The organism is Buchnera aphidicola (Chaitophorus viminalis) (genome assembly GCF_026122795.1).
Lineage (GTDB): Bacteria > Pseudomonadota > Gammaproteobacteria > Enterobacterales > Enterobacteriaceae > Buchnera_J > Buchnera_J aphidicola_BK.
In genome coordinates, this window is record NZ_JAIWQV010000006.1 from 1 (window position 1) to 17,884 (window position 17,884).

17 protein-coding genes are annotated in these 17,884 nt (G+C 17.1%); 12 read left to right on the top strand and 5 right to left on the bottom strand.

Translation table 11 applies throughout. The features are described from left to right. The first annotated feature begins 437 nt into the window (after positions 1-437). On the top strand, positions 438-1,376 hold the full coding sequence (locus LDP12_RS02180; RefSeq protein ID WP_265226743.1) for a FlgK family flagellar hook-associated protein: 939 nt from the start codon (positions 438-440) through the stop codon (positions 1,374-1,376). A 105-nt stretch (positions 1,377-1,481) separates the two neighbouring features. On the opposite strand, the gene LDP12_RS02185 is transcribed toward LDP12_RS02180, so the two are convergent. Further along, a complete protein-coding gene (locus tag LDP12_RS02185; RefSeq protein WP_265226744.1) occupies positions 1,482-2,669 on the bottom strand; it encodes a ribonuclease E/G in 1,188 nt (395 codons plus the stop codon). 93 nt (positions 2,670-2,762) lie between these two features. Between LDP12_RS02185 and LDP12_RS02190 the strand changes: the two genes are divergently transcribed. From LDP12_RS02190 to LDP12_RS02240, 11 genes are all read left to right on the top strand, one after another. Then, entirely contained in the window at positions 2,763-3,707 is a 945-nt protein-coding gene (locus LDP12_RS02190) for an RluA family pseudouridine synthase (protein ID WP_265226745.1), read from the top strand. A 129-nt stretch (positions 3,708-3,836) separates the two neighbouring features. Beyond that, the gene (rpmF, locus tag LDP12_RS02195) at positions 3,837-4,007 is read left to right on the top strand and encodes a 50S ribosomal protein L32 (protein WP_265226746.1); all 171 of its coding nucleotides are present in this window, start codon (positions 3,837-3,839) and stop codon (positions 4,005-4,007) included. A gap of 34 nt (positions 4,008-4,041) precedes the next feature. Continuing rightward, positions 4,042-4,947 (top strand): acyltransferase domain-containing protein, encoded by a 906-nt coding sequence (locus tag LDP12_RS02200; protein ID WP_265226747.1) that lies wholly within the window; start codon positions 4,042-4,044, stop codon positions 4,945-4,947. Between the two features lie 23 nt (positions 4,948-4,970). Next, positions 4,971-5,699 (top strand): 3-oxoacyl-ACP reductase FabG, encoded by a 729-nt coding sequence (gene fabG / locus LDP12_RS02205; protein ID WP_265226748.1) that lies wholly within the window; start codon positions 4,971-4,973, stop codon positions 5,697-5,699. 42 nt (positions 5,700-5,741) lie between these two features. Then, positions 5,742-5,975, top strand: coding sequence for an acyl carrier protein (gene acpP, locus LDP12_RS02210; RefSeq protein ID WP_265226749.1), 234 nt, complete (start codon positions 5,742-5,744; stop codon positions 5,973-5,975). A gap of 132 nt (positions 5,976-6,107) precedes the next feature. Continuing rightward, complete coding sequence (gene tmk, locus LDP12_RS02215) at positions 6,108-6,740, top strand: dTMP kinase (protein WP_265226750.1); 633 nt, start codon at positions 6,108-6,110, stop codon at positions 6,738-6,740. After that, positions 6,740-7,723 carry a DNA polymerase III subunit delta' C-terminal domain-containing protein gene (locus LDP12_RS02220; RefSeq protein ID WP_265226751.1) on the top strand — a complete coding sequence of 328 codons (984 nt, stop codon included), beginning with the start codon at positions 6,740-6,742 and terminating at the stop codon, positions 7,721-7,723. Before tmk ends, LDP12_RS02220 begins: the two co-directional genes overlap by 1 nt. 30 nt (positions 7,724-7,753) lie before the next feature. After that, the gene (locus LDP12_RS02225) at positions 7,754-7,996 is read left to right on the top strand and encodes a TatD family hydrolase (protein WP_265226752.1); all 243 of its coding nucleotides are present in this window, start codon (positions 7,754-7,756) and stop codon (positions 7,994-7,996) included. A gap of 35 nt (positions 7,997-8,031) precedes the next feature. Then, positions 8,032-8,550, top strand: coding sequence for a TatD family hydrolase (locus tag LDP12_RS02230; RefSeq protein WP_265226759.1), 519 nt, complete (start codon positions 8,032-8,034; stop codon positions 8,548-8,550). 34 nt (positions 8,551-8,584) lie between these two features. Next, positions 8,585-10,018 (top strand): PTS glucose transporter subunit IIBC, encoded by a 1,434-nt coding sequence (ptsG, locus tag LDP12_RS02235; RefSeq protein WP_265226753.1) that lies wholly within the window; start codon positions 8,585-8,587, stop codon positions 10,016-10,018. An 87-nt stretch (positions 10,019-10,105) separates the two neighbouring features. Then, entirely contained in the window at positions 10,106-10,447 is a 342-nt protein-coding gene (locus LDP12_RS02240; RefSeq protein ID WP_265226754.1) for an HIT domain-containing protein, read from the top strand. 302 nt (positions 10,448-10,749) lie between these two features. Here the strand turns inward: LDP12_RS02240 and LDP12_RS02245 are convergent, their stop codons facing one another. The 4 genes from LDP12_RS02245 to LDP12_RS02260 all read right to left on the bottom strand — a co-directional run bounded on the left by LDP12_RS02245 (position 10,750) and on the right by LDP12_RS02260 (position 17,545). Then, on the bottom strand, positions 10,750-11,880 hold the full coding sequence (locus LDP12_RS02245) for a porin (RefSeq protein ID WP_265226755.1): 1,131 nt from the start codon (positions 11,878-11,880) through the stop codon (positions 10,750-10,752). Positions 11,881-12,056: 176 nt separating this feature from the next. Beyond that, complete coding sequence (asnS, locus tag LDP12_RS02250) at positions 12,057-13,445, bottom strand: asparagine--tRNA ligase (RefSeq protein WP_265226756.1); 1,389 nt, start codon at positions 13,443-13,445, stop codon at positions 12,057-12,059. Positions 13,446-13,653: 208 nt separating this feature from the next. Then, positions 13,654-14,595 carry a rhodanese-related sulfurtransferase gene (locus LDP12_RS02255; RefSeq protein WP_265226757.1) on the bottom strand — a complete coding sequence of 314 codons (942 nt, stop codon included), beginning with the start codon at positions 14,593-14,595 and terminating at the stop codon, positions 13,654-13,656. Between the two features lie 79 nt (positions 14,596-14,674). Then, positions 14,675-17,545: a valine--tRNA ligase gene (locus LDP12_RS02260; protein ID WP_265226758.1), complete on the bottom strand. Its 2,871-nt coding sequence runs from the start codon at positions 17,543-17,545 to the stop codon at positions 14,675-14,677. Between the last annotated feature and the right edge of the window lie 339 nt (positions 17,546-17,884).

The window sequence follows — 17,884 nt, forward strand, 5'->3', positions numbered from 1 at the left end:
AATTATAAAATTATTTTTATCATAAATCATTTAAATTAAAATTTTTATGTTTTAATTATATTTAATATTTTAAAATAAATATATAATTAAAAAATTTTATTTTTATAATCTAAAAGATATTCATTTAAATAATATATTTTAAAATTAAAAAAAAAACAAAATATATTTTTTATAAAAAATTTTATTTATAATAATTTATTTTGATTTGTTATAAATAATAGTAAAATACTATAATAAAAATTTATTTCATAAACAAAACTTACATAAATTTAAAAACTATTTGAATTTTTTAAAAAAAAAATGTTACAATTAAAAATGTAATTCTATTTATAAATAAAATTTATAAATATTTAATATAAATTAAATCAATTTTTTATCTATATTTAATTAAAATAGATTTATATAAATATAAAAATTTATTATTTAGGAAAAATAATATGTATAATTTTCATAATTTCATATTAAATCAACATAATATATTAAATGATCAATCTATAAAATATTTTTATGAAATTCACAAATTAAATAAAGAAAATAATTTAAACTATAAAAAAAACGTAAATTACAGAATAAATAAAACACTTAAAATAAAAATAAATAAATATTCTTTTAGTATATTTGAAGATGATGAAACGAAAAAAATTCAAGAAAAAAGAACATTAGAAGCTAAACAAGCTAAAGAAAAAATTATTTTAAATATTCTTTCTAAAATAAAAAATGTATTTTCAAAAAATAAAGATATTCTACTCAAAACAAGTCCGTTTGAAAATAATATTTTTTTACAAGACAAAAATTTAAATAATTCAATACAAAATAAAGAAGAATTTATAAAGAAATTACATGCATTACTCGATGAATATAACTTTTTTTATGATAACTTTTTAAGTATAGAAAAATATATTAGTAATAAAATTAAAAATAATATTAATACAATAAATAATATTATTGATAAAATTGATTTATTAAATAAAAAAATTCAAAAAGAAAAAATTAGTCAAAATATAGTTAATATAAATATTTTAAATATAGAAAAAAATAATTTACTTAATCAATTAAATAAAATTATAGCTATTCATATAAATCCTGTAGATTCTGAGAATAGTATTAGAATTTTTGATAATATATTATTAATTTCAGATAAATTAAAATATCATATACAAAATAATCATGATCCAATCAATAAAATTGAAAATAGATTATGTTTTGTAGATAAATCATCTAACACTATTGATATACCTTTAAGTCAAATTATCGGAGAAGGAGAAATGTCTGGTTTAACTGAAACTTATTTAAATAATTTAATACCAGCAATTAATCAAATTAGACAAATTATTTTTGATTTATCTCAATATTTAAATATAAATAATACAATTTAATTTAAAAAAAAATTAATTTAAATAAATTAAAACATAAAAAATGTTAATTAAATATAATTTTTAAAAAGTAAAATAAATTTAAAATTTTTTATATTTAATTTAGTATTATTCAAAAAAATTAAATTTTTTCCTAGATAATTCTAATAATCCAAATTTTGAAATTTTACCTAATTGAATTTTAGATAAATCTTCTTTAATAATTTTGTAAAAAGTATTTTCAATTTTTTTTATATTTATAATATTTGACATATTAATAAAATCTATAACAATAATTCCTTCTAAATTACGTAATCTTAATTGATAAACAATTTCAAATATAGAATTAAAATTTATATGAAAAGCTGTACTTTCGATATTATAACTTTTATTATAATGAGAAGAATTAACATCTATTACGGTTAAAGCTTCTGTTGAATCAATAGTTAAAGATCCTCCAGAAAATAATTTTACATTTTTTTTATATATAGAATTAATTTGTAAATTTATTTTATAATAATTAAAAATAAAAGTTGATTTTTGAAAATATTTAATATTTTTTATAAATTTGTTCTTTTTATAATAAATAATAAATTTTATAAAATTATTAAAAAAATTTTTATTATCAATAACTATTTTATTAATATTATAAGTTAAATAATATCTGAAAATAGAAACAAAAATATAATTTTTAGAATCAATTAAACTATTATTATTTTTTTTCTTTATAAAACTTTTATTTTGAATCAATTTTAATTTTCTAAGTTGATAATTAAAATCAAAATTAAGAGTTTTAAAAGATACTTTATAGCTTGAAGTTCTTAAAATAATACCTACATCATTTGGAATTTTTAAAGAATATAATTTTTTTTTTAAACGTTTTCTTTCTATTCCTTTAATTTTTTTAGAAATTTTTTTAATATTTGGTTTATTTAAAATTAAAATTAAATATATTCCAAAAAATTTTATAAATGTAGTTAACACAGCTCTTTTATGTTTATTTTGTTCTTTGACAATTTGTACTAAAAAATTTTTATTCAAAATATTGTTTAAAAATTTTTTATTTTTTATATTTATTTTTTTTAAGTTAAAAATTTTTTTATAAATTTTTTTAAAAGGTAAAAAACCTATTTTTTTTTTTCCATAATCTATAAAAAAAGCTTCTAAACTTAAACTAATATATTTTATTTTAGCAATATATATATGATTTATTTGTTTAGAAGATATATTCTCTATATATAAACTATGTAATTTTTCTTTATAAAGAATTGCAACTTTTATATTATTTTTATTTGCATTCACCAATATTTTTTTCATTTAAAACTCTTTTTATATAAAAATATAAAATTAATATGAAATAATTAAAATTTAAAAAAAAAAATAAATTTAAAATTTTTATTAGGATATTTTATGACTTCTATCATAACAAAAGTATCTTTTTTTACAGTAAATAAATTTTTTTTTCAACAAAGAATTGATAATTTTTTAATAAAAAGATTTAAAAAAATACCTAAAAGTAAATTATATAAAATTATTAGAAAAGGGCACATTCGAATAAATAAAAAAAGAGTACCAGTAAAATATAAATTAAAATTAGGTGATTTAATACGTATCCCTCCATTAAAAATAAATTATAATATAAAACAAAAAGAAATAAATATAAAAAAATTAAATATTATTTCAAAAAAAATATTATATGAAGATAAAATTTTACTTATTATAAATAAACCTGCAGGAATTTCTGTACATGGAGGAAGTGGAATAAATTTTAATATTATAGATGGTTTAAAAATATTACGACCAAATGAAAAATATCTAGAATTAATACATCGTTTAGATAGATATACATCTGGAATTTTAATGATAGCTAAAAAAAGATCTTCTTTACGTTATTTTCATAAAGAGTTTAGAGAACATTCTATTCAGAAGAAATATTTAGCTTTAGTACATCGTAAATGTTTTTTTCAAAAAAAAATTGTTAATTTATCATTATTAAATCAAAACATTTTAAATAAAAAAAAAATGGTTTTAATTAACCAAAATGGAAAAAAATCAAAAACTATTTTTTATACAAAAAAAAGTAATTCATTATATAGTTTAGTATCTATTATTCCATGTACAGGAAGAACTCATCAAATAAGAGTTCATTCTGCATTTTTAAAGCATCCTATAATTTTCGATAATCGTTATGGAGATAAAGATTTAGATAAACAAATAAAAATAAAAAAAATAAAAAAAACTCTATTATTACATGCTAAAAAAATAATTTTTATTCATCCTATATTAAAAAAAAAAATTACTATATATGCACCTTTACAAAAAAATTTTAAAAATGCAATAAAAAATTTACTTTAATATATAAAAATAAAATAATTATACGATATTTATTAAATATTTTTTAAATTTTTAAAAAAATTATTCCTTGAATAATATTTAAAATTATTGTATATAATAATAAAAAAACTTAAAAAAATAGGAAAAAAAATGGCTGTACAAAAAAGCAAACCGACTCGATCTAAAAGAGGAATGCGTCGATCTCATGACTCGTTAAAAAATAAAATTGAATTAATATCTATAGATAAATATTCTAATGAATATCATATTAGACATCATATGACTAAAAAAGGATATTATAAAGGAAAAAAAATTTTTTAAAAAATATATTTTAAAAATTTAAATAATATTAATTATGATTCCATTTGCAATGATTTTTCCAGGACAAGAAAAACAAAATATTAAAATTTTAAAAAAAATATATCAAACAAATAAAATTATACAAAATACCTTTAAAAAAGCTTCTGAATATTTAAAATATGATTTATTCAAATCCATTACAAAAAAAAAAATAAATAAAAAATTTAAAAAAAATAATTTCTTACAATTAGGAATTTTAACCACTTCTTATGCTATATATAAATTGTGGAAATTTCGTATTGGATTACGTCCAAAAATAATGACTGGTCATAGTTTAGGACAATATTCAGCTTTAGTATGCAGTAAAGTTTTAAAGTTTTCTGATGCAATTAAAATGGTTGCTTATAGAACTAAAATTATGCAAAAAAAAAAAGGTTCTATGTATGCTATTTTTAAATTAAAAAAATCAATCATAAAAAAATTCTGTAATAAATATTCTAAAAAAAATCGTGTTTCTATTGCTTGTATAAATTCTTCCAATCAAATTATAATTACTGGAAATAAAAAATATTCTAAAAAAATATCTAAAAAATGTAAAAATAATGGAGCCAAAAGAATTGTTAAATTAAATAATACGACTATTTCTCATTGTCCTTCTATGAAAAATTTAAAAAAAAAAATGTTACGTAAATTTAAAAAAACAATTTTTTATAAACCTGAAACTTTAATTATAGATAGTACGAAAGTAAAAATTTTAGAAAATCCAAAAAAAATTAAAAGTTGTTTAATTAATCAATTATGTAAAACTGTGAAATGGAATGATACAATTCATTTCATGATAAAAAATAAAATTAAATATTTCTTAGAAATGGGATTAAATAATACATTAACACAATTTCATAAAAATGAAAAAAAATATATCTCTCTTAATATTAAAAAAATTCTTAATTTAAAAGAATAATATTTATTTATAATTTAAAAAATATGAAAAAAAAAAATGTTTTAATTACAGGAGCTAGTAAAGGAATAGGAAAATCTATTTTAAAAAAATTTATAAAAAAAAAATTTCGAATTATAGGCACTTCTAGAACATATATTGGAGTTAAAAAAATTCAAAAAATATTAAAAAAAAATGGTTTTGGAATGATTTTAAAAATTGATAATTATTCTGAAATTAATTTTTATTTAAAAAAAATTATCAACAAAATAGGAAATATAGATATATTAATAAATAATATTGGAATGACTCAAGATAATTTAATAACTAATATATCCAAAAAAAGCTGGAATAGTGTTATAAATACTAATCTTACATCAATTTTTTATATTACAAAAAAAATTATTAAAAATATGATAAAACAAAAGTTTGGAAGAATTATTAACATTGGATCTATATCTGGATTTATAGGAAATGCTGGACAAATTCATTATTCTTCTTCTAAATCTGCATTAATAGGTTTTACAAAATCATTATCTTTAGAAGTTGCTTATAAAGGAATTACAGTAAACTTAATCTCTCCAGGATTTATTCAAACAAGTATGTTAAAAAAATTAACTATTTTACAATTAAAAAAATGTTTAAGAAAAATTCCTATGAAAAAATTTGGACATCCTAAAGATATAGCTTATTTAGTCAAGTTTTTATCTTCAAAAAAAGCATCATATATCACTGGACAAACAATACATGTAAATGGAGGAATATGTATATTGTAAATTTTTTAATTAAAAAAATTTAAAAAAATAAGGAATATTGATATGAATTTAGAAAAAAAAATTAAAAAAATTATTCTAAATTGTTTATCTTTAAAACAAAAAATTTCTAAAAATTCATCTATTAAAAATGATTTAAAAGCTGATTCCTTAGATATGATTGAATTAATAATGTCTATAGAAGAAAATTTTAATATTAATATTAAAGATAAAGAATCAGAAAAAATTACCACTGTAAATTCATTAATTAATTTAGTAAAAAAAAAGATTAAAAAATAAAATTTTATATAAATTAAATTTATTATTTTAAATAATATCAAACAATTAACAAAAATAAATAAATTTTTTAATTTAAAAAAAAATATTTTTTTATAATATAAAAAATTTTATTATATTAAACTAAAAAATTTTATGAAAAAAAATAAATTTATTGTAATAGAAGGTTTAGAAGGATCTGGAAAAACCACTGCATGTAAAATAATAAAAAATTTTTTATTTTTAAATAATATAAAAAAAGTTATTATTGTAAGACAACCAGGTAGTACATCTATTTCTGAAAAAATTCGTAAAATTATTAAAAACAATAATAAAAAAGAAAAATTAAATAAATTTTCTGAATTATTTTTATTATATTCTGCACGTATTCAACTTATGAAAAATATTATTAAACCAGCATTAAAAAAAGGAAAATGGATTATTTCAGACAGACATAATTTATCTTCTATAGCATATCAAGGAGGAGGAAGAGGAATTGATCAATCTTTGATTAAAATTCTAAATAATATTATAAATAAAATATCCAAACCTGATTTAACTATATTTCTTGATGTTAAACTTAAAATTGGATTAAAAAGAGCATTCTTACGTTCTAACTTTGATAGAATAGAACAACAATCTAAAAATTTTTTTTTAAAAGTAAAAAAATATTATTTAAAATTTTTATCATTTGAAAAAAATAAAATTATAATTAATGCAAATAATAATAAAAAAATAGTGCAAAAAAATATAATAAGTAAATTTAAAAATTGGATAAATAATAATTAATGAAAAAATATCCATGGCTTTATAAAATATATAAAAAAATAATAAATCAATATTTTAATAAAACAAATCATCATACAATTCTTATACAATCTCAAATAAATATTGGATCTTCTAAATTAATTTTAGAAATATGTAAAACAATTTTATGTCAGATGCCAAATAATTTAAATAGCTGCAATATATGTCATAATTGCGAATTAATTAATAAAAAAAATTATGTAGATTTATATATTATTAAAGTAGAAAAAAAAAAAAAATTTATAGGTATAAATTCAATCTTAAATTGTTTAAATAAAATAAATAATACGCCTCAATTAGGATCAGTAACAATAATTTGGATTCCTAAAGTTCATTTATTAACTGAATCATCAATTAATTCGTTTTTAAAAGTTTTAGAAGAACCACCTGTAAACACATTATTTTTTTTAGAAAATAGAAATAATTTTTTATTAAAAGATACATTAAAAAGTAGATGTATTACTTATAATATATACGCTCCTGAAAAAAAAAATAGTATATTATGGTTAAAAAAAAATGTTTCTAAAAAATATACATTAGAAGATTTATTAATAGCATTAAATATATCAGAAAATTCTCCTATATTAGCAAAAAAAATTCTCAAAAACAAAATTTGGAATACAAGAAAAAAATTATTTGATAAAATATATGAATTAATAAAAGTTAAAAATATTTTATTATTATATAAAGATTTAAAAAAATATGTATTGAAAAAAATTTATTGGATATGTTCTTTAATTTTAGATGCAATAAAATATTTTTATAATAAAAATATAAAATTAATTAACACAGATCAAAACAAATTAATTAAGATAATTAATAAAAAAAATTCAAAAAAAAATTTGTTTAAAATAATTAAAATATGGATGAAATGTTTTTTTTATATAAAAAATATTCCTAAAGTAAATATAAATTTTATTTTATTAGAATCTTTAATTCAATGGGAACAATTTTTTAATTTTTAAAATATTAATATAATTAAAAAGGAGTAATTTATGTTTTTAATAGATTCACATTGTCATTTAGATAAAATTAATTTAAATAATTTTAAAAATGGATTAAAAGATATATTACATAATGCGAATTCAAAAAATGTTAAAATAATTTTAGCAGTATCAACTTCTTTAAATAATTTTAAAAATATTAAAAAAAAATTTAAAAACTTAAAATATAATATTTATTATTCATGCGGTATACATCCATTATCTATTTATAAAAAAAAAAATCTTTTAAATTAATAAAAAATTTTGCAAAAAATAAAAAAGTAATAGCTATAGGTGAAACAGGATTAGATTATTTTTATCAAAAAAAAAATTTTGAAGATCAAATTAAATTATTTTATAAACATATTTATTTGAGTAAAAAATTAAATAAACCACTAATTATTCATTCTAGAAACGCAAATCAAGATACAATAAAAATTCTTCAATCAGAAAAATCTGAAAAATGCAGAGGCGTTTTACATTCATTTAATTATGATTTTAAAACAGCATCAAAATTATTAGATATGGGTTTTTATATATCTCTATCTGGAATTTTTACATTTAAAAATTCTGAAAAACTTCGTTCTGTAATAAAAAAAATACCTTTAAATCGAATATTACTAGAAACAGATTCTCCTTATTTAACACCATTTCCTCATCGAGGAAAAGAAAATCAACCTTCTTATATATATTATATAGCAAAATATCTCTCTAATTTAATTAAAATAGATTTAGAAGAATTAAGTGCTATTACATCAAAAAATTTCTTTAAATTATTTAATTTAAAGGAAAATAAATCTATTTTTTAAGATTTATAATTATTTTAATATAAAGGTCTCAAATATGTTTCAAAACACATTTGCTAATCTTCAAAAAATTGGAAAATCTTTAATGCTTCCAGTTTCAGTTTTACCTATTGCTGGTATTTTATTAGGAATTGGATCAGCTCATTTTTTTATTATTCCTCATTATATTTCAGAAATTATGGAAAATACTGGAGGTACAATTTTTAAAAATATGCCATTAATTTTTTCTATTGGTGTAGCTTTAGGATTTACTAAAAATGATGGAGTAGCAGCTTTAGCTGCGGTGATTTCATATAATATTATGATAAAAACATATTCTATTATGTTTCCAGTTTTTTCTAATTATTCATTATTTTCTTTTCACGATACTATAAAAAATATACATGATACAGGAATTTTAGGAGGTATTTGTTCTGGAGCCATTTCTGCCTTTATGTTTAATAAATTTTATAAAATACAATTACCAGAATATTTGGGATTTTTTTCTGGTAAAAGATTTATACCTATAATTTCTGGTTTATCTTCTATAGCATTAGGGTTATTTTTATCTTTTATTTGGCCAACAATAGGGTTTATAATACAAAAATTTTCCATATGGGCTGCTTATCAAAATCCAATTATTGCTTTTGGAATATATGGTTTTGTAGAAAGAGCTCTTGTTCCTTTTGGTTTACATCATATTTGGAATGTTCCATTTCAAATGCAAATTGGAGAATATATTAATAATATAGGGCAAGTTTTTCATGGAGATATAGCTAGATATATGGCAGGTGATTCCAGTGCTGGAAAATTATCTGGAGGATTTATCTTTAAAATGTATGGTTTACCTGGAGCAGCATTAGCAATTTGGAGTTGCGCTAAAAATGAAAATAAAAAAAAAGTCAGTGGAATTATGATATCTGCAGCTTTAACTGCATTTCTAACAGGTATTACTGAACCTATAGAGTTTTCTTTTCTTTTTATCTCACCGATATTATATTTTATACATTCCATACTAGCTGGATTATCTTTTTCTATATGTATTTTTTTAAATATGCAAGCAGGAACTAGTTTTTCTCATGGATTAATTGATTTTATTTTATTAAGTGGAAATAGCAATAAAATTTGGTTATTTCCTATTGTTGGAATAATATATTTCTTTATATATTACATAATATTTTTAATTTTTATTAATAAATTTAATTTAAAAACTCTTGGAAGAAAAAATAATTTTTCAAAAAAATCTTATATCAATATTAATAAAAAAATTTCTAAAATTATTAAATATTTAGGTGGACAAAAAAATATAGTAAATGTAGATGCTTGTATTACAAGATTAAGAATTACAGTTGTAAATTCTTCTAAAATAAATTCAAAAAAACTAAAATCTTTAGGAGCTGCAGGAGTTTTTATTTCTGGTTTAGGTGTACAAGTTATATTTGGAACTAAATCAGATAATATTAAAAATTTAATTGAAAAAAAAATAAAATAAAATTTTTATGTATACTTAAATATATAAATAAATATTTTTTTATTATTATAAATATTTTATTTTTTATTAGGATGAAATACATTTCATATGAACAATAAAGAAATTTTTAAAAATATTATAAAAAGAAAAATAAAAGCAAAAATTGTTTTTCAAAATAAAAAAATTACCGCTTTTCATGATATATCTCCAAAATCTAAATTACATATATTAATTGTTCCAAATATTTTTATAAAAAACCTTAATTATATCAATAAAAAAAACTTAAATATATTATCTTATATGTTATATAAATCTATTAAAATAGCAAAACAAGAAAGAATTCATAAATCTGGATATAGAATTATTATAAATTGTAATAAAAATGGTGGTCAAAAAATTCCTTATTTACATTTACATTTATTAGGAGGAGAAAAACTAAAAAATTTTTAAAAAAACAAAGTTTTATGATAAATAAAAAATATTTTGATAGTAATAAGTTTGTAAGAAGCATATTTCTTACAAACTATTACATAGAATAATTGTTAATATTAAACGAACGTTATAATTTTATTATAAAACAAACTTAATATAAAATTTTAATTTAAAAAATTCAAAAAAAAAATTAAAAAATTATTCAAATTTAATGTATAAAATTTATTATAAAATTAAAAATTAATTATATTTAAAAAATAAATTCTATATTTAAAATTTTGTAAAATAATATTTTTACTAATTTACTAAAAAAATATTATTTAAAATATATAAGAAAATCCTGCTCCTACACAATTATCTAAATAATGTGAATATTCTAGATTAAAATTTGTGTTACAACTTTTTAATAAATTTAACTTATAATGAAAATTTGCAATAAAATTTTCATTAAAATTATATGTTACTATTAAATTAATATGATTATTTAAAGTAGCTGATTTTGCGTTAGATATATTTTGTCCAAAACTATATTCTTTTCCGAAAGATTTTATATAACCAATAGAAGACTTCACTCCATTATTAAAATCATAACTTCCAGAAATTTCAATATTATCTAATACATTATATATACAATGACTTTTTATAAAATTTGAAGCAGAATTTTTAGAATGTCCATAAAATCCTGAAACAGTAGCATTTTTAAATGAATAATTCCAACCTATTCCATAAGATTTAACCCAATGATTTTCAAGATTTACATTGTTTCTAGTATTATCATAAGGACTAAAGAAAGCTGAACCAACTAAAGTAAATCCAAAATCTGTATTATATCTTAAAGATGTACCCCATGAATCATTGTATTTATCACTTAAAAACATATTTTCATTTTTGTAATAAATTTGATGTTGTAAAGTTAAATCTAGTCCCTTAATATATCCTGAAAGATTTTTATTATGATATGTTAATAAACCATCTGCTCTACCAATTAAAAAATTATCATCTTCATGTAATGTAATATTTTCACTATTATCAAAAGCTGGATTAGTAAATTGTTTAGCATAATACATTACACCATAATTTCTTCCATAATCTATAGTACCCCATTTTCCTAAATCTAATCCTACAAATGATAAATCAATATCATTTTTATTAGAATTTACATAATTTTTTTCATTATATGAACAAAATTTAGGTTTATATTCAAAAGAAAAATATCCTGATAAAAACTGATTAATATCAGATCTACTATATAATCCGAATTTAAATTGTGTATAGTTTCCTAATGAATTTAAAAGAAAAGGATCATTGCTATGAGAATAAAAATAAAGAGGATTTAATTCTCCATAAATATTTACTTTATTTCCATTTTTATTATATATTTCCATAGCATTTACAGCACTAGAAGATAAAAATAAAGGCATTAAAACAGCTAAAAAATTACGTTTTATCATAATAATTATATTACCTTATTTGTATAATAATTTTTAAAATTAAATATTTTTTTTATAATATAAAAAAATATTACTAAAAAATATTTATTTATTTAAAATTTTTTTTTAATATCTTTTTAAAATTAAAATTTAATATTTTTTTAAAAAAATATTTTAAAAAAATCTTAAAAAATAAATTAAAAATTTGCATTTTTTGGAGTTCTTGGAAAAGGAATAACATCTTTAATATTTTTTATTCCAGTAATATACATAATTAATCTTTCTAAACCTAATCCAAATCCAGCATGTGGTACGGTTCCATAAAATCTTAATTCTCTATACCATTGATAATCATTTATATTTAAATTTAATTCATGAATTCTTTTATCTAAATATAAAATTCTTTCTTCACGTTGTGAACCTCCAATAATTTCTCCTATCTGTGGAAATAAAACATCAAAAGCAGAAACTGTTTTTTTATCATTATTTATTCTCATATAAAATGGTTTAAAATTTTTAGGATAATTTTGAATAATTACTGTTTTTTTAAAATATTTATCTACAAGAAATTTTTCATGTTCTAAATTTAATTCAATATCTAAATAACTAGAATCTGTCTTAATAATTTTATTATCTTGTAAAATTTTAATAGCATCTTTATAATTTATTTTTTTAATTTTGTTTTCTAAAAAATTTTCTAATTTATCTATAATATTATCATTAAAATTCTTTTCAAAAAATAATAAATCATTTGTATTATTCTTTAATATAAAACTAATAATATATTTTAACATTTTTTGAACTACTTCAATAATATTCTTTAAGTTTGAAAATGCTAACTCTGCTTCTAACATCCAAAATTCAGATAAATGACGACTCGTATTAGAATTTTCAGCTCTAAAAATTGGACCTAAAGTATATACTTTAGATAATGCACATGCATATGCTTCAATAGATAATTGACCTGAAACAGTTAAAAATACTTCTTTACCAAAAAAATTTTTATAAAATTTTTTTTTTTTGTCATTATTTTTAGAATATTGTACAGAAAACATATCTCCTGCTCCTTCTGCATTTAAAGAAGTAATAATTGGAGAAGAAACCCAATAATAATTATTTTTATAAAAAAATTTATGAATAGAATAAAATACAGAACTTCTAATTCTAGATATACAACCAATAATATTTGTTCTTGGTCTTAAATGTGCAAAATTTCTTAAATGCTCCATAGAATGTTTTTTAGAAGACATTGGATATGAATCAGGATTTTGTATCCATCCAACCACTTTTATTTTATTTACATGCATTTCAAATTTTTGTTCTACATTTAATGAATATATTAATTTTCCTTGCACAGAAACTGAACATCCAGGAGTAGACTTTATAATCTCATTATCTTCATCATCTATTAATAAATTTTTATTTACTATAACTTGTAAAGTATTTACACATGAACCATCATAGATATCTATAAATAATAGATTAGATTTAGAATTTCTTTTATTTTTTATCCAACCTTGTATTTGTATTATTGAATTTATTAACACTTTTTTTTTAAATATGTCTTTTATAGATACAATTTTCATTATACTTCCTTTAATAAATATTACTTTTAAATAAAAGTTAATATTTATAAAATATATCAACATTAAAAAAATTAAATTATTAAAAAATATTTTAAAAAATATATTTTATAATTACTATTATATTATATTTTTTTATATTTTATTTAAAATATAAAAAAATTTTTTATTCATAATATATTCCATAAATAATAAAATTTAAATTTTTGTATTACTTACGATGAAATTCTATATAACATTTTTTAGAACAAAAAGACTGATAACGTTTAGAACATAATAAACATTGTATAAAAAGTAAATTACATTTATTATTAATACAATTTACATAATAATCAGATTTACGATTACATTGATCACAATAAGATAATATATCTTTTGTTACAGTTTCATACAATCTTAAATCAAAAACAAAAATTTTTCCTAAAAATTCAATAGAATTATTATTTTTTATGCAATCATTAATATATCCTATAATTCCTCCACGAATTTGATAAACATTTTTATATCCATTACTTTTAATCCATAATGAAGTTTTTTCACATCTAATTCCACCTGTACAATATAAAACTATTTTTTTTGTTTTATACTTGTGAATATATTGAAATATTTTTTGTAATTGTTCTCTAAAAATTGAAGTATTCATTAAAATAGCATTTTTAAAATGACCAATTTTATGTTCATAATTATTTCTTATATCTACAAAGACAGCTTCTTTATTATATAATAAATTATTTACTTTTTTAGAATTTAAATATTTATTATTTAAATTTATATTTAACTTAAAAGACTGTAATCCATCAAATATAATATTTTTTTTAATTTTAACAGATAAAGTATTAAAAGAAATTTTAGAATTATCTATTCCAATATTAATATAAATATTTTTTAAATCTTTATGTATATTAGAAATTTTTTTTTTAAAAATTTTTAAATATTTTTTTAAAATATTAGCTTGTATATTAATTCCTTCATAAGAAATATAAATTCTACCAAAAATATTTAATTTATTACAAAGAGATTTTATTTTTTTTTTTATAATTTCAGGATTATCTATAAAAAAATATTTATATAAAGAAATATTAATTCTTAAATAATTTTTAAAACTTTTTTTAAAATATTTTGTATTCTGTATAAAATTACATATACCAGACATTATTTATTCTTCCATTTAAATTTAAAAAAATAATATAAAAATATATTTTTTTACTAATTTTATTACTATAAATAAAATATTATATAGACAATAATAATTTTTTATATTTTTTTAAACTTTTTAAATTATTTTCTAAAATATTTAATTTATTTTTTTCTTTATTCACAATTTCTTTAGGTGCATTTTTTAAAAATTTTACATTCATTACTTTTGTATTTAAAATTTTAATTTTTAACATACAATCTTTTATTTTTTTTAATACAGTATTTATTTCTAAATCTTTATTAATAAATTCTTTAATTGGAATAAGTAATTCACATTCACTAATTTTTCTAATTATAAATTTTTGAATAATATTTTTATCTATTTTAGTAAATATTTGAATTTTTTTTAAATACATAATATTCTGTAAAAAATTTTTATAATTACGAACGATTAATAAAAATTTTTTACTGCTATTTTTAATTAAAACATTAATTTTTTTACTATATTTAATGTTCATAGATTTTCTAATAGATCTCATTTCTTTAAAAAAATTTTGAATTATACTCATATATTCTAAAGATTCATAATTAATACTATTTAAATTAAATTTTGGAAATTTATGATTAATTAAACTATTTTGATGAGAATCATTATTCAATAAAAATACTTTTTTCCAAATATACTCTGTAATAAAAGGTATTATTGGATGTAGTAATTTTAATATTTGTTTTAAAATATACATTAACATATTTTGAGTATTAATTTTTTCTTGTTCTGTACCAGATCTAATTATAATTTTAGAAATTTCTAAATACCAATCACAAAATTTAAACCATACAAATTCATATATTAAATTAGAAACCAGATCAAATCTATAATTTTTAATAAATTTTTTATAATTTTGAATCAAAATATGTAATTCTGATAAGATCCATTGATCTTGTAATAACGTAATATTAGAAATTTTTATATTCTTTTTATTTATAAAATTTCTATTTAAGAAAACAAAACGACTCGCATGCCATAATTTATTACAAAAATTTCGATAACCTTGTAAACGATTCATATCCCAAAAAATATTTCTAGAATAAGTAGACAAAGCTACACAAGTAAATCTTAAAGAATCTGCACCAAAAGCTTGAATTCCATTTGGAAATAATTTAGTTATTTTCTTTATTATATTTTTCTTTTTTAAATCATTATTTTTTACATTTTTAATACGTTTTTTAATTAATTTCTTTAAACTAATTCCATCAATTAAATCTATTGGATCAATAATATTTCCTTTAGATTTAGACATTTTTTGTCCTTTTTCATCACGTATTAAACCTGTTATATATATATTTTTAAAGGGAATTTGTGATTTATTATTTTTATCTTTAATAATATGAGTAGTTAACATAATCATACGTGCAATCCAAAAAAAAATAATATCAAATCCACTTACAATCACATTAGTAGGATGAAATTTTTTTAATAAATTTTTATTTTTAGGCCAATCTAAAGCTAAAAAAGTCCATAAACTAGAAGAAAACCAAGTATCTAAAACATCTTTTTCTTGTTTTAAAAAACAATCTTTTTTTAATTGATATTTTTTAATTACATTTAACTTATTTTTTCCTACATATATTTTTTTATCTTTATCATACCAAATAGGAATTCTATGACCCCACCATAATTGTCTAGATATACACCAATCTTCTATATTTTTCATCCAAGACAAATACATATTTTTATATTTTTTTGGAAAAAAATTAATTTTTTTATTTATTACAGTTGATATAGATTTTTCTACAAATTTGGAAGTTTTTAAAAACCATTGATTTGTTAACATTGGTTCTACAATAGAATTACTTCTTTCACAATAAGGTATATTAGAATCTAATAACTCTACTTTACATAATATATTATTTTTTTTTAAATATATAATAATTTGTTTACGTGCTTCAAAACGATTCATTTTTTGAAAAAATAATGGAATATAATAATTATATTTAATATCTTTATTATTAGTATAACTATATATTAATAATTTTTTTAAAATATTTCCATTTAATGAAAATACTTGAATTATAGGAAGATTATGCTTCATACCAATTTTATAATCAAGAAAATCATGCGCTGGAGTAATTTTCATACATCCAGTACCCTTATCTATTTCAACTTCAGTATCAGAAATAATTGGTATTAATCTATTAATAATAGGTACAAAAACTTTTAATCCAATATAATCTTTGTATCTCAAATCTTTTGGATTGACTCCTATAGCAGAATCTCCAAATATAGTTTCAGGTCTAGTTGTAGCAACTATTATATAGTTTTTATTATTAATAACATATTTTTTACTATAAAAAAAGTATTTTATATAATACATTTTAGATTTAACAGTTTTATTGATGACTTCTAAATCTGAAATAACAGTTTTTAAACATACGTCCCAATTTACTATTTTTTTTTTTTTATAAATTAATCCTTGATTATATAATATTATAAAAGCTTTTCTCACTCCTTTAGAAACATCTGAATCTAAAGTAAATTTTTTTCTATCCCAATCAATAGAATGACCTAAACGTTTAATTTGATTAAATATTTTATGTTTATATTTTTCAACCCACTTCCATGCTTTTTTAAAAAAATATTTTTTATCATATCGTAATTTATAATTTTTATTTTTTTTTAAAATTTTTTTTTCTATTAATAATTGCGTAGCTATACCAGCATGATCTAAACCAATTTGAAATAAAACATTTCTTCCCTTCATACGATTAAATCGAATTAAAATATCCATAATAGTTTGTTGCAAAGCATGACCCATATGTAACACACCAGTAATATTTGGTGGAGGCATAATAATACAAAAAGATTTTTTAGAACTTTTTTTAATAGAAGTTTTAAAATATTTTTTTTCTTCCCAAATTTTATATAATTTTTTTTCAATTAATTGAGGATTATAATTTTTTTTCATTTTTTTTTTTTTTTTTTTTTTTTTTTTTTTTTTTTTTTTTTTTTTTTTTTATTTTTTTTTTTTGTTTTTATATTTTATATATTTTTAAATAAATTTTTTTTAAATTAAATATTTTTTAATTATATAAAAATATTTTACAAAACTTATCAATTATTTAAATTTTTTACATTAAATTTCTTCAATTTAATAAAACTTATAAAATTTTTAAATATATTTATTATTTTAAAAAAATATTCAAGTACAAATTTTATATTTAAATAAATTTAAATATTATTTTAATAAAAATTTAAAATTAAAATTTTTATAAATAAATAAAAATTAAAATTTTTTATAATGTAA